This window comes from Mucilaginibacter sp. UYNi724, assembly GCF_054057495.1.
In genome coordinates this window covers 300,647-322,412 of the sequence record NZ_JBSRZI010000004.1, presented here as the reverse complement: position 1 = coordinate 322,412, position 21,766 = coordinate 300,647, and the positions used below count along the sequence as shown (strand labels likewise).

Genomic DNA, 21,766 nt, shown 5'->3' with positions numbered 1-21,766 from the left:
ATGAATAAACATTTAAAGACTGTTATCAAAGAGAAATTCAAATTTTTGGAAAAGGAATTTGATTTCGAGCTGACCAAGAGTAAGCGTGAATCTTGGGGTTTTGAATCGCTGTATATTAATGCTACAACAGCAGTAAAAATATCCTATGAAACACGTGAATCGTACCTTTTCATAATGTTGTATAAACTTGTCAATGGTGATTTTATAGAGAATCCGGTTATGATTAAAATTAGTACTGATTTATATGGTTATGGACTCGACGATATTCTTCTAATAAAAGATCCCTCTGCTTTACTTCTTCCAATGTATAAATATGCAGACGGAACGCCTTACCAGAACCGTGATTATGGTTTATCGATTTATATAAATGATTTTGCAGTTAATCTTAAGAAGTTTGCGGGTGATATATTAAAGGGAGATTTTGAAATTTTCCCAAAGCTGGATAAAGTAGTGAAAGAGCGGCTTTTAGCTAATAATGACAAATAAAAATAATTTCAGTATCTATTGTATAACCCATTGATAATCTTTAAATAATCATTATTTCTCCAATTAAAATAGGCAACCACTATTCTTTACTCTGTATAAATTTACTAAATCACTAATCGGGTTGTAAAACATTAGGATTAACACAATCTAAGAAGCTTATAATATTTTGATGGATATGTGATCGGCATGAACTTTTTAAATGTAAACTCTTTTAAGTTGCCGTAACGACAAAAGGATCTGTGTCATAACTTTTAACCTGGCCGCTTACTATAGCAGGGCCAAATCCCTTTTCTTTTGCTCCGCGTTTTATTGTTGTTGACATAATTCTCCTTTCCTAATTCAAATATAACCAATCACCTTATTTTAACCAAAATGCATCATAATTGATGGTATTGGCAACGGTCGCCAAGACAATATCCCTGTCTGATTGTTACTGTTAGCAGCATCATCCAAAACTCCCGTAACAGTATGTGCATCACCGAATGCCAGGGTATATATTGGTGGCTCCGTGTCTGGGATTTTTAAAAAAATAACCAATTCTCTTATTCTACCTTTAGGGCCTTCGCTGTAAAATTTATAGGCTTGATAGTCATTTGTAAAGTAATCATATCGCTCTAAATTCATTTGTAAAATATTGCCTACTGTTTGTAAAATGCAAATATAACTGCTTTAGTTTTCTATAAAATCGTATATTTGTATAGTCGTTAGGGCGTGTTACCTATGTAACTACCTTAAACGAGAAAAGCTTTACAACTGTTTGATTTTCAGTTGATCTAAGGATTAGGTTCGAGCCCAGGTGGGCGCACAAGCAAAAAGCCGCTTCTTTATTGAAGTGGCTTTTTTGTTTTGGTAGCCGGGTAATTACGCTGCAAACTTAGCCCAATCATGTTTTACACGGGTCGTATTTGATTTATTGTCTGATAAGCTTGAACGCTCAACTGGTATTAAAGTAGACTTACAGCCCCTTAAAGCCCGATTTTATCCTGTTTCTTTTCTTTTGCAGGTAGTCTGTCGCGTGGTCTGTGAGTTCAGCTGCAACAGTATCTATTTCGCTTTTATTGCGACTGTAAAAATATTTGGCGGCGCCTGCCACCAAAGCCCCAAGGGCCACCCCAATAATTAAGAGCCCTTTTTTATTATCTTTTTTTAATGGATCTTCCATGTTATGTAAACTTAAGTTTATATACAGCCGTTAATACTTAGCAATTTAACTGCTTTTGTGCTTTTAATACAACTGTTAAAAATAATAATTGTTTAAAGGAGAGGGGTAAGGTGAAAGCATAATATATTTGGGTCGAAGTTAAAAACGTCGACCGATAGAGATAAAGATTAGAGATACCAATTAAGATCGGTCTTTATGACTATTCAGTCTGTTATCATCTTTTGCGACGTAATAAAAAATAGAACCGAAGAGTAACATCACCCCGCCAAAATAAGCCGGTATCTTTACAGACCATCCACCTTTAAAAGTTGTAATACTTGCAGAACCGCCGCTATCATCAGCGTTTTGATGGTTTTTATAAAGGACATTACCCAAAATGATCAATAACAAACCTGCCACGATCAAAAAAATGCTAACTTTTTTCATAATACTTCTTAATTAAATCCTGAGAGGAAGTACCGGCGAGACATTATTGAATGGGTACTTACGGAGAGGGTATTATTACTACAAGCCAAAATGGATTGTGTTTCAGATCATAAAAAACAATTGAAAAAATCTTTGGTTCAAATTGAAAGGAACATTTTTTTGTTCCCGGCACTCCTTCTTAAAAGTGAACGATGAAAAAATTAATTGTATTTGATTTAGACGGCACCCTGGCCGAAAGTAAAGCCGCCATTGATGAAGAGATGGCTAACTTGTTTAGCGAGCTTTTAACCGTAGCTAAGGTAGCCATTATATCTGGCGGCGATTGGCCCCAGTTCCAAAAGCAGGTTATAGGCCAGCTGCCTGCAGGCAGCGACTTGAGCAACCTATCTATATTGCCTACCTGCGGCACTAAGTTTTACGCGTTTGACGAGACCGGATGGAAAAAGCTATATGCCGAGGATTTTACTGATGGCGAGAAGCAGAAGATAATTACATCCCTTCAAAAAGCGGTAGCTCAATCGGGTTTCCAGGCTGCTAAAACCTGGGGCGAACAGGTGGAAGACAGGCAAAGCCAGATCACCTTTTCGGCATTGGGCCAAAATGCCCCGCTCGAACCCAAAAAGGCTTGGGACCCCGATTTTGAAAAGCGGAAAAAGATCAGGAAAATACTTGTAGGGATGATTCCCGAGTTTGCGATAAACCTGGGTGGCGCAACTTCTATAGACGTGACCAAGCCCGGTATTGATAAAGCTTACGGGATGCGCAAATTGAGGGATATCCTGAAAATAAACGTTGCACAAATGCTTTTTATGGGCGATGCGCTTTTTGAAGGGGGCAACGATTTCCCGGCCCGTGCATCGGGTGCCGATTGTATCCAGGTACGCGACCCTATAGAAACTAAAAGAATAATAGAAGCAATTATATCCTGCCAAAAATAGTATGAAGGCAGGCGGGCCGCATGTGTCTTAATATAGCCGATAAATCCGATTATGGGGTAAGCTGAAAGCCTAATGTACCTTGGGCAAGGTAGAAAGTTAGGCCAGTGGTAGGGACGCTTACAGAATGATTGTCTAAAAATTGCAGATTATTTGAAAATGGTGTATATTTAAATGTTGTAATATAAACGCGATGAAACCAATTAAAAAGTTTAAGACATTCGAAGAGTTAAAAGCGGATGAAAAGCAAGCGGCAGATAATTCGTTAAGTTTAAAAAAACACAACGCCTTTGAACAATTTGTTAAATCTGTCAGGGCTCCCTGGGCAATTAATGACCATTCTAAGTAACAGATGAAGGATAGCCTTACAAATAGCTTGTTGACTATTTGTAAATTACTGAAAAAGTTTGATGTTCAATACCTGCTTATTGGCGGAACAGCCGTTACACTAAATGGGTATTATAGACTTTCCGTAAATGGGCGAGATGTTAAAAATCTATGTGATCGTACTTCTTATCCTTTTTGAAGTTAGGTAGATAAATTGACCCATACATTTCAAACGTATCCGTTTGTATCGGAAGTGTTTCCTTTAGTAAATTATTTTTTATCTCGTCATTATATCGAAAGTAACTTTCTAAATCTTCTTTACTAAATCCAATATTAACAGGCAGTTTTCTGCGGAGCTCAATTGCCCGATTTCTTGGCTCAGGATGGGTTGTAAATGTGCTTTTTGGTGGATTGAAAAAGTTGTGGCATGTGTCATATATATCTAAATATAAAAAGAACGCAAATCCTGAACATGCCAATTCATGCCTTTTTTCTAAACTAATAATAGGAGCCATTATAGAATTATAATCAGCTTCAAGTTCGTCAAGATGCCTGTAACTGTAAAATGGACTATTATCTTCAAAAGGTGAACGATTATCTGACTTAGCGTTAATCGTTAATCTATCGTCTGATAAATGGCCGAGATAATGATGCGCAAATTCATGACCAATTACAAATTCTAACTGAGAGTTCGTTAAAAAATTAAGGTGTTTATTCAATTTACCTGGTAATCTACCTCTGCTGTCAAGTTCAAAGTCAAAAGTTTCCTTACCCATCATTGTTCTCACACCAATCATTAATGCTGTATGCAAATCTTCGATAGCGACACCGTGACCAGAACCATAATAAAATAAGTTCATATAATATAGAAAATATTTCAATCCAATTGATACAGTGATAACATTACCAAATTTAGTTTTTCTGCATACTCCATTTGCTTCATTAATACTGATTAATCCATAGGAGGTAAGTTTGCATATTTTTGATTTGTCATCTGGTAAGCTGTTTAAATAATTTTTAAATAATTTTGAATTGAAAAAATTACTGAAGTTCCATTTGTCTTTATAATATTTTCTTAATTGAAAAAAAACTTTATTTAATCTAACATTAAATACCACCTCAGACGCCCGTAATATAAGAAGCATATCGTCTAAATTCCGAGGGTTCGATATTCGCGCAATCTCAGCTTTGTTGCATATTGGATAAAATTCTATTTCATCATCTGTTAGATTGGTTATTTCCGAAAGAGGTGTTTTACACAATATTCTCAATATAGAATTGGTTTCAGGATCCAATAAATAATTTTCTTTAATCTCCTCATAAAGTGGATGATTATATAATTGTGTTTGAAAGTCTTCAAAATAATCCTGTGGAGTGTCTTTTATTAATTCAATATTGAGGAGAAACTTTTTATATAATTCAGTTTCTAAAAGCTTGGTTTGAAGTGGATGAAGTTTAGGTGTCATGGAACAATGATTGCGTTATCTCCTAAGGTATATTATTTGCTTCTTAAAATATATACAACTAATATATTTATTTCATGCTCGGCGGTTTTCTATAAATATTTTCTTCATATCCTCATTACCGCAAGCCTCCCGCTTGTGGTAACTGCACAACCCCATGTAAACTAAACCCGATTGCACGAAAAGCCGCTTCTATCATTGGCTTGGAGTAAAGCAGTGAAACTTGAACCTATTACCACTGCCTATTTTCAAAATTTCAGCCTCCCCACCTCAAACCATAACATTCCCTTAACCCAAAAGCCCTAAACACCTCATACCTTTGTAAGCAAATACAAAGTACGTTTACCAGCATGTTTAACCGCCGAAAGTTTATTGCTACCAGCACCACGGGTTTGGCAGGGGTGTTTTTGCTACCTGCTATCAACAGCTTCGCTAACGTAGGCAATGCCTATACCAAGAAGCCTGCAAAACTAAAACTGCGGTTCGCGCTGGCGTCTGATATCCATTATGGGCAGCCGGGTACCAACTTTGCCGAAAATACGGGCAATATGGTTAAATGGCTTAACGACGACCACGCCAAAAACCACCTGGACCTGGTGATCATCAACGGCGACCTGGTGCATAACCGCCCCGACCTGCTCCCCGAGATTAAAACCCAATACCTGGATAAGCTGAACGTGCCTTACCAAACCATCCCCGGCAACCACGATTTTGCCGATGCCGCCGTTTGGAAAAGCGTTTTTAATTACGAAGACCGCTACACGGTAGAGCATGGCGACATCGCCTTTGTATTAGCCAACACTGCCGATACCAAGGGCAAATACGTTTGCCCCGATAACGCGTTCATTAAAGCATCGTTGGATAAGTTTGCCAACAAAAAGATAGTGTTTGTGATCCTGCACATCCCGCCCGTTAAGTGGCAAAAAGACGAGGGCTTTTTAGACTGCCCCGAAACGGTGAACCTGCTGCACAGCTACCCAAATGTAAAGGCCACCTTCCACGGGCACGATCATTTGTTAGATGGGGTGCGCTACACGGGCAACAAGTTCCCGCACTTTTTCGATTCGCACATTGGCGGCGACTGGGGAACCGACTACCGTGGCTACCGTATTGTGGAGGTAACCGAGCAGGACGAAATTTTCACCTACCAGGTTAACGCCAGCCAAAACCCAAGGCTAAATTCAAATAAGCTTTAGCCTCACCCTGCCCTTGCCATAGGATGGGTTCAGAAAGATTTTTAAGTCCCTTGGAGAGAAGTTTGGGGAAAGGCTACTTGCCCATCATCCACCGCAACACTGCATTCGCATTCCCGCACCATCCACCCGCACCCTTCCCCAACTCTAATTTATTTAATAACACGCCCCTAACATTCCTGTTATACTAAGCCCGTAGCTTTATACTGTTAAACATAAAACAAATGGAAATGGGATATTCATCGCTTGATCTGGCAATGCTACTTATTGCGGCATTTGTAATATGGGCCGCATCGCGCGTTCCGGTAAAACGTACCGACGGGCCAAAAAGGCTGATGAGGCCGCGGCTAAAACAAAAGAACCAGCACCAGCACTCTATGTAGTTTTGCTGTTTGGGCGGGTAAGTTTATTGTGAAAAGGAGAACCTTTGAGAAAAATTAAGGTCGCGTTTTTTGCCGATATATTGGTGGAAGACTTTGATGGCGCCGTGCGCACCATTTATCAGCTGATAAAACGGATAGATACCACACGGTTCGAGTACCTGTTTATTTACGGTGCCGGGCCGGATAAAATATTAGGTTTTGATGGGTTCAAGGTACCCAGGGTATCGGTGCCGCTTAACGCCAGTTATTCGGTAGCCCTGCCTGTACTTGCTCAAAAAAAGCTGAACAATAAGTTAAAGGCCTTTGGTGCAGATGTTGTCCATCTCTCTACACCGTCGTTTTTAGGTAATTTTGGGCTGGATCACGCCAACCGGAATGGCCTGCCGGTCATCAGTATTTACCACACGCATTTTATATCCTACGTTGATTATTACTTTAAGTACACGCCTATATTTATCAAAGGGCTTAAACAGCGCATCGCTAAAGGCCACAAAAGCTTTTATAACCGTTGCGATAAGGTGTATGTACCGTCGGACAGTATCAAGGCCGAGCTTTGCGATATGGGTGTCTTCCCAACAAAAATGAAGATCTGGAAACGGGGGATAGATACGCGCCTGTTTTCGCCATACAAGCGGGGGCGCAACCTTATCCGGCGCTTAACGGGTAACACAAACCCTACCATCATTTTTGCCAGCAGGCTGGTTTGGGAAAAGAACCTCGAAACCCTTTTTAATATTTATGACCTGGTGCAGGAGCGGGGCGTACCTGTTAATTTTTTAATTGTGGGCGATGGCACCGCGCGCCAGGCCTGCGAAGAACGGATGCCTAAAGCAGCCTTTACGGGGAAGATAGAGCACCAGTACCTGTCGATATTGTATGCTTCCGCGGATGTGTTCCTGTTCCCTTCCGTGTCCGAAACTTATGGCAATGTGGTGGTAGAGGCCATGGCGTCGGGCCTGCCATGTGTAATTGCTGATGGCGGCGGCTCTAAAGATTTTATTGAGCAGGGCGTAAACGGTTTCAAGTGCAGCCCATACAACGCCGCCGACTACCTGGAGAAGATAGAACTGATATTGAATAACAAGATCCTCAGCATCCAGCTATCTGCCGAAGGTTTAAAAATAAGCCGCCAGCTTAGCTGGGAGCAATTGGTTTACACTTACTTTGATGATGTAAGCAACCTGGTGATAAAGCGCCCCGAGGGCTTGGAACTGGTTAAGGTATAAAGGTATTGCGGATAACCTTTGGCAGCGTTAAAATAGCGATGGTACCAAGCCCTTCCTCCGCTGTTTTCTTACGGATCTCGAACCCGGCTTTATGTGTTTTGCCCATTTCATTGATGATCTCGATCCTTTCGCGGATGGCGTTCAGGCCTATCGATTTGCTTTTGATAGATGAGTAAGTTTTAAACTTTTCCGATTCCTCCATTCCAATGCCGGTATCATCCACAGTAAAATAGATCTCGGTATCGGTTTGTTCAAGCCGTACGTTTAAGCTGCTTTTTTCTTCTGCCGAATTGCGCAGGCCGTGGTGTATCGAGTTTTCGATGAGTGGCTGTACCAGCATAGGGGGCAGCATCAGGGTGGCCAGGTCAAGCTCCGGGTCTACATAAAACGCATAGCTAAATTGGTTATTAAAGCGCATGGCCTCCAATTCGGTGTATAGCTTAAGGGCTTTCCATTCGCGCTCGGCTATCACCATACTTTGGGTGGAGTTTTCCAATATCAAACGGCTCAGCGTAGCAAATTTTTGCACCAGCCTGCTGGCCGTTTTTGAGTCGTTCTCCAACACGTACGATTCGATAGAGTTGAGCACGTTAAATATAAAGTGCGGATTCATCTGCGATCGGATGGCCTTCAGTTCGCTTTCAGATAATTTGTTTCGGTAGCTCAGTTCCTTGGCCTCTTGTTGTGCTTCCTGTTGTTGTAAGGTATGGTTCAGCCTCAGTTGCTTAATGCGGTAGCGATTTAAAAGAGAAAGCAGGATGCCCGTTAAAAGTACAATAAACAGGATACCGTAGATCCAAAGCTGCTTAACTTCCAGTTTGCGGTTAGCTATCTGTTTATCACGGATCGCTATCTCACGTTCGCCCTCCAGCGCGGCTATCTTGTTCTTGTTATCCTGGGAATACAACGAATCGTGCAGCGTAGTATAGCTTTTTAAGCTGGTTAGTGCCTCTTTATAATCTTTTTTATACTCGCTTAGGTCGGCATAATACTTTATAACTTGTACCAACAGGTCATTGTTGCCTGCTTTTCGGCTTTGTGCTATGCCTTTCTTCAGATAAGTCTCGGCGCCGGCAAGCAATTGTTCTTTAGTCATTCCAAGCTTTTCGTGTACAATTTTATAGGCAGTGGGGCTGGTCAAAATAGCATAATAGGTAGCCCCGTAATTAGCTGTATTTGCAATAGCGTTTAAGTTTTCGGGCGCGAATTTTTCCCAAAGTATTTGTGCTTTATTTAAATATTCTACCTGTTTTACCGGGTCATCGGCAGTGCAATTTACCAGTTGTGTGTATATGATGGCTTTGCCAAGTTCGTCGTTCTGGCTTTCGTAAAGTTTTAGTGCTTTCAAAAACAGGGGTATAGCCTGTTTAAATTTTGCAGCAAATACATAGCAAAGGCCATATATCTCCAGGTTTTTAGCCCTTTCGGATGGCTGGTTAAGATGCTGATAAAGTTCCTCTGCCCTCCGGGCATGTTTTATGCCCTGGTCAATGTTTTGCTGTTGCGCATATAAGGTGCCAATATTGGTTTCGCTTTGGGCAATTGCTTTATCATCTTTGTAACCTTCGGCAATTTTAAGGCCTTTAAAAAAGTAATTAGCCGCCATAGGGTAATTGCTGGTACGCTGATAAATTGCGCCTATGTTATTTAAACCGGCTATCATGCCGTATGTGTCGTTTATCTGTTCAGCTATTTCGTATGACAGTTTAAAATTAGCCAGTGCCAGGTCATTCTTGCCCAGATCCATCTGGATAGCACCCATCAGCCTGGCCGAATTTGTCACACCTTGTTTATAGTTCAGTTTCTGCGCCAGTGCCAGGGCTTGCTCGGCATATTTTATTGCGCTATCTGAACTAAAGCCCGAGGTAATCAGCGCGAGGCTATCCAGCAGTTTAACCCTGTTGATGTCGGGTTTAGATTTTTTAAGCGTAATCAGCATAGAATCAACCGCTGCCTTGCCTTGCTTTTGGGCATAAGCATTAATGGCAAAACAAGTTATAAACACGATGAGTATTAAAAAAATCCTCTTAGTCATATTACGGGGTGGTTGAATTATTATAAATATATTCAAATTAAAGCATAATCATTTTTATTAAAGGTAGCACACGCTAAGCAGAACCCTGCATTCACTCGGTAAAAATGCCTGTTCAATAGGTTGGTGCTTTTCGGGCGATTTTTTACTCCTTCTTTGAGGAAACAAATACAGAGAGAAATGAAAAACTACCTACTTATCGCTTCACTGTTGCTATTGGCGGCATGCGGCAAAAAAAATGAATCCAATCCCAATAACCCGGATAACGGCAATGTGCAGCCACCGCAACAGGTGGGGGGCATATCGCAAAAAACAGAAACCAATAACGGCATTACCTACCGTGTTTTTACCAAAGATGGCGCGGCTAATTTTAAAGGCATCCTAGTAGTGGGCAGCGGTAACAACGAAAATGACCCGTCGCCGGGCAGCCTTGATGGTGGTGCCGAAACCGACTTTTGCCAAACCGCTGCTAAAGATGGCTATGTAACCGCCATTGTACAATACCGTAAAACCGCAGGCAACGCCGATTGGAACAACAGCGCCGCGCAAATAGCGCAGGACTATGATAAATGTATCACAGCCTTATCAGAAAAATATGGGGTGGCTAAATCAAAATCGGCAGTGGCGGGCTTTTCTTACGCCAGCTTTATGCTGCTTACCGATATTACCGTGAACAATACGCTGGCCTATACCAAGGGTGTATTAGCTGCCTGTGGAGGTGCCGATACCTGGAAAGCCGAGCATTTTAAAGTGCCCGTATTCAGCATTAATTGCAAAGGCAATAACGAAGGTGATTTTAACGGCAAAGCATTGTATGATATGATTCCGGCCAACTCGGCCATCAAAGCCCAAAGCGGTGGCGTTACCGATAACAGCTGCGAAACCCATTGCGGCGGCAACTGGACACAGCAAATGAACGCCAAATTTAAAACCTGGGTACAATAGCAAGGCTTACCCGGTAAAAGGGCTTGTTCGCTCATTGCCGGTTCGGGGTAACTCGTTATCAAAGAACGGCTTAAGGGATGCTGCTACTTTAACATTAACAAAAGCAATTAAACATCAACCATCATGAAAAAAATACTATTTATACTGCTTGTGCTACCATTTTGCATGGCGGGCTGCCGTAAAGATGCATCAAATAAAGGCGGCGATTCGAAAGATTATGTGGGTTACATCATCCAGGGGAAAATGAAAAATACCATTGTTACCGATGGAGGCGCGGAGCACCCTTACGTACTTACGCTCATGGCCGGCAACAAAGCCAAACTGCTAAACCTTAACGGCGAAAGTACTTTGAACTTCCACGTAGAAAAAGATAAGATTGTATTGGACGATAACGGCTATTTTAACCTGAAAGACGGCCAGATAACCGACTGGCTTATCGCCGGCCTAAACTTTACATCGGCAAATTTAAGCCCGCAACCCGGGGCGAGTTTATTAAGGGGCACAAAGTTTAAAGGGGTCATCCATTACCCCAATTTTAACCTTGATTTTACTGCTGAAATAGATTTTGAAGCCGCCACGGATCAGTTGTTTTTTGCCGGTGATACACAAAAATATACTTACACCCCTGGTGGGAACATAGCGGCTTACGTTTATGACACACCAAGCAAATCAAGCCTGTTTTTGATTGTACAGAACGGCAAGCTTAACTATGAAAGCTATTCGGCCGCCGATGGGATAATCACCGCGACGCTTGATCCGAAATAAGAAAATTCAAATCAGCCAAATAACCCTATATTAGTTTACCATCAAATTTATACCATCTACCAATGTTAAAAGCAGTAATATTAGATGACGAGGAGCGGGGCAGCAGCTTGCTTAACCGCAAACTGGAATCGTTTGAGGACGACCTGGAAGTTGCCGCCGTATTTAATGACCCCTATAAGGCCTTGTCGAAAATTGTGGTCCTTAATCCGGATGTGCTTTTTTTAGATGTGGAGATGCCGGGACTTAACGGGTTCCAGTTTTTAGAGAAGCTTGGCGCGTTCAATTTCCAGGTGATATTTACCACGGCTTATGACACCTATACCCTGGAAGCATTGCGCCTTAGCGCAGTAGATTATCTTTTGAAACCTATAGACGAGGAGGAGCTGCACACAGCCATTTATCGCCTAAAAAAGCGCTTTGCTGAGCAGGATAAACAGCAAATTAAAATATCAGATAAACCATCGCGCAACCGCATTGCCCTGCCAACTGCCGAGGGGGTGTATCTTATAGATAAAGCCAACATTGTACGCGTAGAAGCCATGAGCAACTACAGTACCTTTTACCTTGCCGATCGTAAAAAGATAGTGGTATCAAAAACCCTTAAAGAATACGAGAACGTACTTGCGGATGCTTTCTTTCTGCGGATAAACCGCTCCGTAATTGTTAACCTGGATTATATTGTAAAATACCGCAAGGGTGATGGTGGTACACTGGAAATGAGCGATGGCACCGAGGTGGAGGTATCCGCATCGCGTAAAGAGGCTCTGGTAGAGAAGCTGTTTGGTGGTTGATGGCTTAACATTAACTTAATATTAAAATAGTTCATTTGTATAGTTGCTGCTACGCAACACGCACAAATGGCTAAACGTTTATTCCTATTTGTTTTTACTTCCTGTATTTCAGTCTGCTGCTTTAACCTTAAAGCACAGGACAAGGAATTGCTTTCCACACGCTCGCTTAGCCAGAAGCATCCCGATTCGGCACTTATCATCCTTAAAAAGCTTCATGCGCAGGCAATAGATAAGAACGACCCGCTTACCGAAGGCATCTGCCTGCAGCAAATGGGGCAGATTTGTTATAACCAGGGCCACTATGCCCAGGCGCTCGATTTTTATTTACACGCCGATAAGATCTTTAGCGCGGGCAACAACCGCGACAGGCTGGCCGCCAATACCGGCGAAATGGGGGTGCTGTATTACTACAATAAACAGCTGGACAGATCGCGCGCTATGTATAACAAAGCGTTAAGCATCTACAAAGAGAATAATAACCTGAAAGGCCAGGCCGAGATTTTTGGTAATATCGGCCACCTTTACGAAAAAAGCCATCGGTATGATAGCGCGTTCTATTACCAAAACCTCGCATTAAAAAACTATACCCAAGCCAATTATAAACAGGGTGCCGCCAAAATATACGAGAACCTGGGCAGCATTTACGAGGACCTGGCTAAATACGACAGTGCCTACATCAGCTTTAACCACTCGCTGCAACTTTATAAAGAGGATCATAATGACATTGGCACTATAGAAGTAATAAACAACCTGGGCGATATATTGCGCAAAACGGGTAAGTATCCCGAGAGCATCGTGGAATCTCGCAGGGCGATGGCGATGGCACAGCAAACCGGTAATATTTACCAGCTGGCATCCTGTAGTAAAGACCTGGGCAAGGCTTATGAGTTAATGAACCGAATGGATAGCGCCTATCATTACGCCGAACTTAGCCGCAAGTATTCATTAGAAGTATATTCAAAAGATGGGGTTAACCAAACCGCGTTTTTACAGGTGCTATACGATATTAATAAAAAGAGCGACGAGATTACCCGCCTAAATAACATTCGCAAAATAAATCGCATTATAGGTGTGGCCGTATTTGTGGTAATTGTGTTATTGGTGATATTGGGAATGGTGATCTTTAGCCGCCAACGCTTAAAAATTAAAGATCAGCGTGCTTTGGCAAAACAAAAGGAAGCCGAGCATGAGTTAACGCAGTTGGAACTTAAGAACCGGCATTTAGAGGAAGATAGCCTTAAACAGCAGCTGGATATTAAAAGCCGGGAGCTATCTACCCACACCCTCAACCTGATCAAGAACAACCAGTTTTTGGAGCATTTGCGTGGCAGCTTACAGGCTATGGTAAAAGAGGATAAGCGCGACCAAAAGAAACAAATGCAGCAGCTTATAGTCCAGATAAACGGAAGCTTTAACCACGAGCAACACTGGAAAGAGTTTACCACCGCCTTTGAACAGGTGCACCAGCAGTTTTTTGATAGTATCAAGAAGCATAGCACCGAACTTACCTCGGCAGATATGAGGTTGATAGCCCTGCTCCGCATCAACCTCGACTCGCACGACATTGCCACTTTATTAGGAATTTCTACCGATAGCCTCCGCGTATCGCGTTACAGGCTGCGCAAAAAGCTGAATATCCCGCAGGGCGATAACCTTACGGCGTTTATACAAACGTTGTAAAGCGTTACAAGGCTGCTCATTCAAACCCATTTTGTGGTTATTTTAACGACTTAACATTATGGTAATGTAACGGTAATGAAATGGTAACGGAGGTTTCCATTTATGATATATAATTGAAAATCAATAAGTTGAATTTGGTTGTTGCCTTTTGATATATAGGCTTTGTAACGCTGTTGCCTTTCGGTAACGCTGAGAATTTTTTTTGTGACAGGATGTAACACAACTTTACATCGTCAAATAAAAATGGACGTTATCACACAGCAATGAATAAACTTTTACAAGTACTGTTGCCACTTCTCTTTTGTGCAACAATAGCCGGTGCCGCTAAAATTAAAGGCCACGTTTACGATAAACATTCGGGCGAAGCCTTGGTAGGCGCCACCATTTTTTTAGATGGGACAGGCCAAGCCACCAGCACCGGGCTGGATGGTTCATTCGAAATTAAGGGTGTACCTGCCGGGGTAGCAACACTTCGCATCAGCTACATTACCTATAAAACGGTTACCCGGCAAATTACCGTATTGGAAAAAGCTAACGACCATATTAAAATTTACATGGAAAGTGCAGCTAAAGACCTGGGCGAGGTTACTGTGCGTGCTACAGCAAGCGGTTCTACCGACCGCGATGCCTGCCGTATCGAGCAAAATGCTACGCAGGTGATGAACATTGTATCGGGCCGTGCCATTGAGGTATCTCCGGATTTGACCGTTGCCAATGTTATGCAGCGTGTATCGGGTGTATCCATAGAGCGTAACAGTAACGGCGACGGCCAGTTTGCTACCATACGTGGTATGGACAAACGGTACAACTATACATTGGTTAATGGCGTCAAGATCCCGAGCCCGGATAACAAATACCGCTACGTACCGCTGGATCTTTTCCCGTCGGATTTGTTAGACCGTTTAGAGATCTACAAAACCCTTACGCCAAACCTCGAGGGTGACGCGATAGGTGGTGCCGTAAACATGGTGATGAAAAACGCGCCCGATCATTTCCAGATCAACGCCAACATCGCTACCGGTTACAGCCAGTTATTTTTCGACCGTAACTTTACCAGCTTTGATGCATCGGGCATCAACCATAAATCGCCTTACGAAATAAATGGCCGTGCCTACAACGCCACCCAAGCCGATTTTCCTAAAGGGGTGTTTGACTATACCTCAAAAAAACCTGCGCCAAACGTTATTGGCAGTATTTCTATCGGTCAGCGGTTTTTAGATGGCAAACTGGGTGTAATTGTAGCAGGCAGCTACCAAAACAACTATCGCGGCAGCAATAGTACCTTATATGGTTCTACAGTAAGCGGTACTGATGAGTACAGCACCATTACCAACAAAAGCGAGCGCCAGATATCTGACCACCAAACCCGTTTAGGTTTGCACGGTAAAGTTGATTACGTGTTTGACAAGAACAATAAGATCAGTCTGTACAACATGTACGTAAACCTTAAGAGCCAGCAGCTCCGCGAGGCGCTAATAACCAATTATAACGGCGTATATGACCCCGCCAATGGTAACGCCGAGCTTGTTTACAACACCCGCAGCCGATTGACCGAACAGCAGATCTACAACAGCACCCTGCATGGCGATCACAAATTTTTTAATGATAAGTTTAAAGTGCAGTGGTCGGCAGTGTATTCATCGGCATTAAATGAGGTGCCTCAAAATACCAATATTGAATTGAACGGCCTGCGCCAGAATAACGTTGACACACGTACTTCGCTGGTAAATACGTCACCGGTAGAGAGCCGCTGGGAACGCAATACAGATGAGGACAAGGCAGGTTACCTGGACCTTACCTATAACATCTTTAGAGGCGTTAAAAATTTAGACATCAGCATTGGTGGTTTATACCGCGATAAGCAGCGAAGCAGCTTTTATAATAACTACTCGTTATCGCCATCTGCCGCTAACGCGGGCTTGCTTTATGGTGTGGATTTTCAAAAATATACCGACTTGAACCTGGTTGTTAATAACCCTACAGGTGGTGTAGCCAACCCGCTTACTTACGATGCATCAGAAAAAACCAGCGCAGGCTACGGTATGTTTAGCTACCGAAACGAAAAGTTTGAATTAACAGGGGGCGCGCGTGTAGAGCATACCAACCAGGGCTATAATATGTTGTTCCCGCAGGGCGAAACAAGGCCTACAGGCAACCAGGTATATACCGATGTGCTGCCAAGTTTGATAGCCAAATACCATTTGACAGATAAGGCACAATTACATGCATCATACTACAGGGCAGTTAATCGCCCCGGCTTTTTTGAGCTGATACCGGGCGGTGTGCCGGGTGATGATTACGATGAAAGGGGTAACCCCGATCTTAAACGTGCCCTTGCAGATAATTATGACCTGCGGTACGAGTTGTTCCCGGGTGCATCCGAGCAGTTACTTGTAGGCGCGTTTTATAAAAACATAAAAGACCCTATCGAATTTACCTTCGAGTCTGATGGATCTGCGCACAATAATATTTATTACATACCGGGCAACTTTGGCACAGCCAAAAACTACGGTGCCGAGATAGATTACGTTAAATTTTTTAACAAAATTGGTTTCAAGGCAAACTATACTTACACCCATTCGCGCATTACCACTACAAAAAATAAACGCCAGATAAACGGTACAACCGGCGATATCGAAACGGTTGAAGTTAACCAGACCAGGCCGCTTTTTGGGCAGTCGGAGCACATTGCAAACTTGTCGTTATTATATAAAGACACTAAAAAAGGCTGGGATGTACAGATAGCCGGCGCTTACACAGGCCCCCGCATCAATACGGTATCGCAGTTTGTAAATAACGATTTTTGGCAAACGGGCTTTATCCAGATGGATGCCTCGGCCGAGAAAAGGTTTAAAAGCGGCATAAGCGTATTCGCGAAAGCCGGTAACCTGCTTAATACACCATTTAAACTTTACATAAAGGGTGTTAACGCCGAAAACGATAAGCTACAGGAAAACCTGGTAACCAACGGCCACACGCTTATCCGTAATGATCTGTACGGCCAAACTTACCTGATAGGGGTTAGGTATAAATTCAATTAATTAAAAGTATAACAGCATTTCAAATATAAATTAAGATGAAATTAAAGCAGATTTTAACGGCCCTGGCCTTAAGCACACTGGTATTTACCGGTTGCCAAAAAGCTAACAAAGATGTTGATACCACACCGCAAAACGGTTCGGCAATTGGCGAAGTATCGGGCGTGTGGGCAAAGGGCAGCGTGCACGAAATTAAGGGTGATATTATTATCCCCGAAGGACAATCGCTTACCATTGAAGAAGGTGTAACCGTTTTGATGGATGTTACTGCCAAACCAGAAATAGTAGTAAAAGGTAACCTGTACTCGTTGGGTACTGATGCTAACCCGGTAAAATTTACCGTAAGCGATGGTTACCGTACTGCCGAAAATAAATTTGGTAAGCTTTGGGGTGGTATATTAGCCGGCCCAACCTGTGCCGAACTCGTGCTTGACCATACCATTCTTGAATACGGCGGAGCAACAACTTCAGATGCATCTACATCAGTAAAAATGGGCTTATACAAAGCGGTAGCAGGTGAGAACCTGCCTGCGCTTTGGTTCTCGAACGTGAACGGTAAACTGATCGTGCAAAACAGCATCATCCGTAACTTCCAGGAAGATTGTACTTACATCGAGGGTGGTAAGATCATTTTTGCTAACAACGTATTTTATACAACTGGCGTAACAGGCGGCGAGGCCATGAACTTTAAATCGGGCTGTTTGGCCGATGTGGCAAATAACCTGGTTTACAGCTGTAATACTAACGCGCTTAAGCTATCCAACAGCGGCGACCGCACCCCACAGGCATACATTATAGCCTACAACAATACCATGGTGAACACAGGTTGGAGAAGGCCTACCGCCAAGGGTGGTTCGGTTTGGTTAGAGGCGACTGTGCGTGCCGAACTTTATAACAACCTGTTTGCCAACACCCGTTTTGGTATTAAACACGACCCTAAAAAACTGGAAGACAACCGTTCTAAAAATGATTACAACTGGTACTATGGTAACGAACAGGCAACTGTAGACCAGTTCCAGGTTGGTAAAAACGATGTGGTAACCGGTGGTGCAAATGATGTAAGAGGAACCGCAGCGGGCGATAACGACCCTAAGTTTGTAAGCTTCCCGCTTAACAACCCGGTATTGAGCCCTGACTTTAACACCGCGTGGGATTTTCACCTGCAAGGTAATTCACCTGCGTTAGCAAAAGGAACTACCACCTTTACGCGTCACCATAAGGCGGGTATCACGATGTTAAATGGCATTACCTATGTATCTCCCGAGCCATCTGTGTACATTGGCGCTTACGGTGTTAAATTGTAATTGGGATGAAGAGAGTTAAAATATATTCATTTACGCCGTTGGCTTTACTGGCACTAATGTCTTGCAAGCCGGCGGTTGATACCAATGCCATTAAACCGGTTGTGATTACCGAGGCGGTTAAGTATGATACCGACGATCCTGCCATTTGGGTAAACAAAGCGGACCCGGCCAAAAGCCTGGTGATAGGCACGGATAAAGATGCCGATGGTGCTTTGTATGTGTTCGATCTGCAGGGGAAGATAATTAAAGATAAAGTGGTGCGCGGCCTACATCGCCCAAACAATGTAGACCTTGCTTACGGTTTAATACTGAATGGTAAACCAACTGATATCGCTATTACAACCGAACGTATCAGCCATAAGCTGCGTATTTATTCGTTACCGGATATGAAACCCGTTGACAAAGGCGGCATCGATATGTTTGTTGGCGAAATAGGCATGGAGTACCGCGATTTGATGGGTATTTCTATTTACACCGGTAAGGACGGCAAGATGTACGCTATAGTTGGCCGCAAAAATGGCCCTAAAACAGGCGGCTACATCTGGCAGTATTTACTGGGCGATGATGGCACAGGAAATGTAAAAGCTACACTTGTGCGCAAATTTGGCGAGTACAGCGGCAAAAAAGAGATAGAATCCATAGCGGTGGATAACGAACTGGGGTATATCTATTACTCGGACGAGCAGGTTGGCGTTCGCCAATACTACGCCGACCCTGCAAAAGGGAACCAGCAGCTGGCCATATTTGGCACCACAGGTTTTAAAGCCGACCACGAGGGCATTTCGATATACAAGCTGACAGATACTACAGGTTACATTTTGGTATCAGACCAGGGGGCAAACCGTTTCCAGATCTTTAGCCGCGAAGGCACAAACCAAAACCCGTTTCAGCATAAGTTACTGAAGGTTGCCAACGTACAGGCTACCCAAAGCGATGGTTCTGATGTAGTGAATATGCCCTTAAATGACACCTTTAAACACGGCTTGTTCGTGGTGATGAGCGATGACCGTACATTTCATTATTACCGTTGGGAACATATCGCCGGTAAGGAGTTGAAGGTTAAATAGGTTTTGAGTCGGAAAGTCCGAAAGTCAGAAAAGTCCGGAAGTCCGAAAGATTCTCTGCGAAATTTATCTTCCGGACTTTCGGACTTCACCGACTTTCGGACTTTTTAATGCCCATGCATTTCCTCATCAACCTGCTCCGGTTTATACTGGAAACTCCATATCAAATAAAACAGCGCGGGCAGGATAAATAAACTGCCAACCAATAAAGCTACACCTAAGGCCTGGATGGCTTTCTCGGCACCCTGATCTTCGATGAGGGAAAGGTGGCCGCCGTTTTTAAGGATGATGATATTGGGGTAGTGTTTATAGGTAGTGGTTAATAATATCATGGTTACCTGGAAGCCTGCCAGTACCCGGATAATAAAGCGTTTGCCTTTGGCGATAAGGTACCATAAAGCGATGAGCGAAATGGTTGCCGCGCTAACTGCCGCTATACCTATAACGTTACCAAACACCCATTGCACCAGCGGGATGTTTTCTTGTACCGACGCGATAAATACCAACGAGCCTGCCACCACAGCCGCCACATTCATCAGTTTGGCCTTACGGATAAAACTCTTGCGTTCGGCCTCGTCCCTGGTTTCGCCGATGAGGTAGATGGCTGCTAAAAATCCGCATAGCGCAACGGTGAAAAAACCGATAGCGATAGAGAACGAGTTGAACCAGCTGTAGATGTAGGCATCCATAAAGTTGGTGGCTTGCAGATCTACCCGGCCGGATACCGCGCTGCCCGCTATAATGCCCAAAAATAAAGGCGTGATAAAGCTGGAGTACACAAAGATCTTGTTATAAACCTTCTGCATATTATCATGCACCGCATCATAATTACGGAAGGTAAGGGCAGTGCCGCGCGCGATGATCCCCATTAGCATCACCGTAAGCGGGATATGCAGATAGGTAGACATGGTGGCATAGATCACCGGGAAACCAACGAACAAGATCACAATAGCGATGATAAGCCACATGTGGTTAGCCTCCCATATCGGCCCTATGGCATTATACATGATCTTCCGCGTGCGCGATTTATTTTTGTTAGACGTAAACATCTCTATGATGCCCGCCCCAAAATCGGCCCCACCCATTACAAGGTACAGCAGGAGCGCCACCCATAAAAAAACGATCACAACGTATATCATGCTTTTGCGGGGTTAGGGTTATCGTAAATTTCGGGCACCATTTTAATTTGCCTGTATAGGAGGAATATCACTGCCAAACTCAGCGTAAAATAAACCGCCGTAAACAAGTAGAACGAATAGCTGATGCCCGGCATTGGCGTAACGGCATCTGCCGTGCGCATAACGCCTTGTATTATCCAGGGCTGGCGGCCAACTTCGGTAACGGTCCACCCGGCCTCTACGGCGATAAAACCGATAGGGGTGGCCAAAATGAATAGCTTGAGGAACCAGCGCTTATCAAACCAGGTATTCTTCTTCCAAAGGGCTATCAGGTATATCACGCCAAGGCCCATCATCAGCATACCCAGGGCCACCATGATCTGGAAAGCGAAATGCGTTACCGCGATAGGTGGCTGATCCTTGATGGGGATTTGGTCGAGGCCTTTTACGGGTGTCTTAAAGTCGTCATGTATCATAAAACTGAGCATGCCGGGCAGCTCTATAGCGTAATTAACCTTTTTATTTTTTACATCGGGGATGCCGCCGATGATCAACGGCGAATATGATTTAGTTTCGAAATGCGCTTCCATTGCGGCAAGCTTGGCGGGTTGCCTTTTTGCTACCATCTTAGCAGATATATCGCCGCTTAGCGGTTGCAATATGGCTGCCACCACGCCAAATATGGCCGCGATTTTAAAGGCCCGCATGTGGAAGTTTATATTCTGTTTACGCAATATCATCAGCGCGTGTACGCCCGCCACCGCGAAGCCCGTTGCCGCGAACGCCGCTACCGACATGTGCAGGGCTTGCGAGAACCAGGCCGGGTTAAACATCGCTTTTATTGGGTCGATGTTGGTGTACTTGCCATCTATCAGGTCGAAGCCGGCGGGGCTGTTCATCCAGGCATTGGCTGCCACCACCAGTATGCCCGATAAAAGGCCGCTGATGCCTACTACAACGCCCGTAAACCAATGGAACCAGCGGTTAAACCTGTTCCATCCGTAAAGGAAAAACCCTAAAGCGATGGCTTCGATAAAGAATGCTGTTCCCTCTAACGAAAATGGCATACCGAATATAGGCCCGGCGTGTTTCATAAACGTTGGCCAAAGCAGGCCTAACTCGAACGAGAGCACTGTCCCCGATACCGCGCCCGTAGCGAAGAAGATGGCAACGCCTTTGCTCCATGCCTTGGTTACATTTTGGTAAACAGGGTTGCCCGTTCGCAGCCATAAAAAGTGCGACACGGCCATAAAAAATGGCATCACCATGCCAATGCACGAAAATACTATGTGAAAGCCCAGGGACAATGCCATTTGCGACCTGGCGGCCATAAAATTATCCATGCCGGCAATTTAGATACTATGTTTAAGTAACCGAATTTTTTAGCTTATTTATAGTGAAAATAAATTGTGAAACTCACAGCTAATA

20 protein-coding genes are annotated in these 21,766 nt (G+C 43.5%); 13 read left to right on the top strand and 7 right to left on the bottom strand.

Annotation, left to right across the window (positions count from 1 at the left end; translation table 11 throughout):
- Positions 1–486, top strand: coding sequence for a hypothetical protein (locus ACVW0P_RS08890; protein WP_457131752.1), 486 nt, complete (start codon positions 1–3; stop codon positions 484–486).
- A 363-nt stretch (positions 487–849) separates the two neighbouring features.
- Here the strand turns inward: ACVW0P_RS08890 and ACVW0P_RS08885 are convergent, their stop codons facing one another.
- From ACVW0P_RS08885 to ACVW0P_RS08875, 3 genes are all read right to left on the bottom strand, one after another.
- Positions 850–1,110, bottom strand: coding sequence for a DUF6934 family protein (locus ACVW0P_RS08885; protein ID WP_457131751.1), 261 nt, complete (start codon positions 1,108–1,110; stop codon positions 850–852).
- Positions 1,111–1,441: 331 nt separating this feature from the next.
- Positions 1,442–1,648, bottom strand: a complete 207-nt coding sequence (locus ACVW0P_RS08880) for a hypothetical protein (RefSeq protein ID WP_354432076.1) — start codon at positions 1,646–1,648, stop codon at positions 1,442–1,444.
- Between the two features lie 180 nt (positions 1,649–1,828).
- Entirely contained in the window at positions 1,829–2,074 is a 246-nt protein-coding gene (locus ACVW0P_RS08875) for a hypothetical protein (protein ID WP_457131750.1), read from the bottom strand.
- A gap of 191 nt (positions 2,075–2,265) precedes the next feature.
- Between ACVW0P_RS08875 and ACVW0P_RS08870 the strand changes: the two genes are divergently transcribed.
- Together ACVW0P_RS08870 and ACVW0P_RS08865 are read left to right on the top strand one after the other, a co-directional pair.
- Entirely contained in the window at positions 2,266–3,012 is a 747-nt protein-coding gene (locus ACVW0P_RS08870; protein WP_457131749.1) for an HAD-IIB family hydrolase, read from the top strand.
- A 190-nt stretch (positions 3,013–3,202) separates the two neighbouring features.
- A complete protein-coding gene (locus tag ACVW0P_RS08865) occupies positions 3,203–3,358 on the top strand; it encodes a hypothetical protein (protein ID WP_457131748.1) in 156 nt (51 codons plus the stop codon).
- A gap of 139 nt (positions 3,359–3,497) precedes the next feature.
- Here the strand turns inward: ACVW0P_RS08865 and ACVW0P_RS08860 are convergent, their stop codons facing one another.
- Positions 3,498–4,802 (bottom strand): hypothetical protein, encoded by a 1,305-nt coding sequence (locus tag ACVW0P_RS08860; RefSeq protein ID WP_457131747.1) that lies wholly within the window; start codon positions 4,800–4,802, stop codon positions 3,498–3,500.
- Between the two features lie 347 nt (positions 4,803–5,149).
- Here ACVW0P_RS08860 and ACVW0P_RS08855 point away from each other — a divergent pair, with 347 nt between their 5' ends.
- The 3 genes from ACVW0P_RS08855 (at position 5,150) to ACVW0P_RS08845 (ending at position 7,601) form a co-directional block, all read left to right on the top strand.
- The gene (locus ACVW0P_RS08855; protein WP_457131746.1) at positions 5,150–5,995 is read left to right on the top strand and encodes a metallophosphoesterase family protein; all 846 of its coding nucleotides are present in this window, start codon (positions 5,150–5,152) and stop codon (positions 5,993–5,995) included.
- Between the two features lie 221 nt (positions 5,996–6,216).
- Positions 6,217–6,375, top strand: a complete 159-nt coding sequence (locus ACVW0P_RS08850) for a hypothetical protein (protein ID WP_354432072.1) — start codon at positions 6,217–6,219, stop codon at positions 6,373–6,375.
- A 44-nt stretch (positions 6,376–6,419) separates the two neighbouring features.
- Complete coding sequence (locus ACVW0P_RS08845) at positions 6,420–7,601, top strand: glycosyltransferase (protein ID WP_354432071.1); 1,182 nt, start codon at positions 6,420–6,422, stop codon at positions 7,599–7,601.
- Here ACVW0P_RS08845 and ACVW0P_RS08840 read toward each other — a convergent pair.
- Positions 7,591–9,636: a tetratricopeptide repeat-containing sensor histidine kinase gene (locus ACVW0P_RS08840; RefSeq protein WP_457131745.1), complete on the bottom strand. Its 2,046-nt coding sequence runs from the start codon at positions 9,634–9,636 to the stop codon at positions 7,591–7,593. The genes ACVW0P_RS08845 and ACVW0P_RS08840 overlap by 11 nt on opposite strands.
- Before the next feature lie 177 nt (positions 9,637–9,813).
- Here ACVW0P_RS08840 and ACVW0P_RS08835 point away from each other — a divergent pair, with 177 nt between their 5' ends.
- The 7 genes from ACVW0P_RS08835 (at position 9,814) to ACVW0P_RS08805 (ending at position 19,223) form a co-directional block, all read left to right on the top strand.
- Positions 9,814–10,578, top strand: a complete 765-nt coding sequence (locus tag ACVW0P_RS08835; RefSeq protein ID WP_457131744.1) for a hypothetical protein — start codon at positions 9,814–9,816, stop codon at positions 10,576–10,578.
- A 123-nt stretch (positions 10,579–10,701) separates the two neighbouring features.
- A complete protein-coding gene (locus tag ACVW0P_RS08830; protein WP_457131743.1) occupies positions 10,702–11,343 on the top strand; it encodes a hypothetical protein in 642 nt (213 codons plus the stop codon).
- Between the two features lie 62 nt (positions 11,344–11,405).
- Positions 11,406–12,134, top strand: a complete 729-nt coding sequence (locus ACVW0P_RS08825) for a LytR/AlgR family response regulator transcription factor (protein WP_457131742.1) — start codon at positions 11,406–11,408, stop codon at positions 12,132–12,134.
- 66 nt (positions 12,135–12,200) lie between these two features.
- Positions 12,201–13,814 carry a tetratricopeptide repeat protein gene (locus ACVW0P_RS08820; protein ID WP_457131741.1) on the top strand — a complete coding sequence of 538 codons (1,614 nt, stop codon included), beginning with the start codon at positions 12,201–12,203 and terminating at the stop codon, positions 13,812–13,814.
- A gap of 263 nt (positions 13,815–14,077) precedes the next feature.
- The gene (locus ACVW0P_RS08815; protein WP_457131740.1) at positions 14,078–16,855 is read left to right on the top strand and encodes a TonB-dependent receptor domain-containing protein; all 2,778 of its coding nucleotides are present in this window, start codon (positions 14,078–14,080) and stop codon (positions 16,853–16,855) included.
- Between the two features lie 35 nt (positions 16,856–16,890).
- Positions 16,891–18,156 (top strand): right-handed parallel beta-helix repeat-containing protein, encoded by a 1,266-nt coding sequence (locus ACVW0P_RS08810; RefSeq protein WP_457131739.1) that lies wholly within the window; start codon positions 16,891–16,893, stop codon positions 18,154–18,156.
- 5 nt (positions 18,157–18,161) lie between these two features.
- Positions 18,162–19,223, top strand: a complete 1,062-nt coding sequence (locus tag ACVW0P_RS08805) for a phytase (RefSeq protein ID WP_457131738.1) — start codon at positions 18,162–18,164, stop codon at positions 19,221–19,223.
- A 104-nt stretch (positions 19,224–19,327) separates the two neighbouring features.
- On the opposite strand, the gene ACVW0P_RS08800 is transcribed toward ACVW0P_RS08805, so the two are convergent.
- Together ACVW0P_RS08800 and ACVW0P_RS08795 are read right to left on the bottom strand one after the other, a co-directional pair.
- Positions 19,328–20,359, bottom strand: coding sequence for a cytochrome d ubiquinol oxidase subunit II (locus ACVW0P_RS08800; protein WP_457131737.1), 1,032 nt, complete (start codon positions 20,357–20,359; stop codon positions 19,328–19,330).
- Positions 20,356–21,681 (bottom strand): cytochrome ubiquinol oxidase subunit I, encoded by a 1,326-nt coding sequence (locus tag ACVW0P_RS08795; RefSeq protein ID WP_457131736.1) that lies wholly within the window; start codon positions 21,679–21,681, stop codon positions 20,356–20,358. The genes ACVW0P_RS08800 and ACVW0P_RS08795 overlap by 4 nt, the downstream gene beginning before the upstream one ends.
- Between the last annotated feature and the right edge of the window lie 85 nt (positions 21,682–21,766).

Excerpts from the sequence above, each read along its gene's own strand:
- ACVW0P_RS08890 (WP_457131752.1), top strand. The coding sequence starts at position 1 with ATGAATAAACATTTAAAGACTGTTATCAAAGAGAAATTCAAATTTTTG.
- ACVW0P_RS08885 (WP_457131751.1), bottom strand. The coding sequence starts at position 1,110 with ATGAATTTAGAGCGATATGATTACTTTACAAATGACTATCAAGCCTAT.
- ACVW0P_RS08880 (WP_354432076.1), bottom strand. The coding sequence starts at position 1,648 with ATGGAAGATCCATTAAAAAAAGATAATAAAAAAGGGCTCTTAATTATT.
- ACVW0P_RS08875 (WP_457131750.1), bottom strand. The coding sequence starts at position 2,074 with ATGAAAAAAGTTAGCATTTTTTTGATCGTGGCAGGTTTGTTATTGATC.
- ACVW0P_RS08870 (WP_457131749.1), top strand. The coding sequence starts at position 2,266 with ATGAAAAAATTAATTGTATTTGATTTAGACGGCACCCTGGCCGAAAGT.
- ACVW0P_RS08865 (WP_457131748.1), top strand. The coding sequence starts at position 3,203 with ATGAAACCAATTAAAAAGTTTAAGACATTCGAAGAGTTAAAAGCGGAT.
- ACVW0P_RS08860 (WP_457131747.1), bottom strand. The coding sequence starts at position 4,802 with ATGACACCTAAACTTCATCCACTTCAAACCAAGCTTTTAGAAACTGAA.
- ACVW0P_RS08855 (WP_457131746.1), top strand. The coding sequence starts at position 5,150 with ATGTTTAACCGCCGAAAGTTTATTGCTACCAGCACCACGGGTTTGGCA.
- ACVW0P_RS08850 (WP_354432072.1), top strand. The coding sequence starts at position 6,217 with ATGGAAATGGGATATTCATCGCTTGATCTGGCAATGCTACTTATTGCG.
- ACVW0P_RS08840 (WP_457131745.1), bottom strand. The coding sequence starts at position 9,636 with ATGACTAAGAGGATTTTTTTAATACTCATCGTGTTTATAACTTGTTTT.
- ACVW0P_RS08835 (WP_457131744.1), top strand. The coding sequence starts at position 9,814 with ATGAAAAACTACCTACTTATCGCTTCACTGTTGCTATTGGCGGCATGC.
- ACVW0P_RS08830 (WP_457131743.1), top strand. The coding sequence starts at position 10,702 with ATGAAAAAAATACTATTTATACTGCTTGTGCTACCATTTTGCATGGCG.
- ACVW0P_RS08825 (WP_457131742.1), top strand. The coding sequence starts at position 11,406 with ATGTTAAAAGCAGTAATATTAGATGACGAGGAGCGGGGCAGCAGCTTG.
- ACVW0P_RS08820 (WP_457131741.1), top strand. The coding sequence starts at position 12,201 with ATGGCTAAACGTTTATTCCTATTTGTTTTTACTTCCTGTATTTCAGTC.
- ACVW0P_RS08815 (WP_457131740.1), top strand. The coding sequence starts at position 14,078 with ATGAATAAACTTTTACAAGTACTGTTGCCACTTCTCTTTTGTGCAACA.
- ACVW0P_RS08810 (WP_457131739.1), top strand. The coding sequence starts at position 16,891 with ATGAAATTAAAGCAGATTTTAACGGCCCTGGCCTTAAGCACACTGGTA.
- ACVW0P_RS08805 (WP_457131738.1), top strand. The coding sequence starts at position 18,162 with ATGAAGAGAGTTAAAATATATTCATTTACGCCGTTGGCTTTACTGGCA.
- ACVW0P_RS08800 (WP_457131737.1), bottom strand. The coding sequence starts at position 20,359 with ATGATATACGTTGTGATCGTTTTTTTATGGGTGGCGCTCCTGCTGTAC.
- ACVW0P_RS08795 (WP_457131736.1), bottom strand. The coding sequence starts at position 21,681 with ATGGATAATTTTATGGCCGCCAGGTCGCAAATGGCATTGTCCCTGGGC.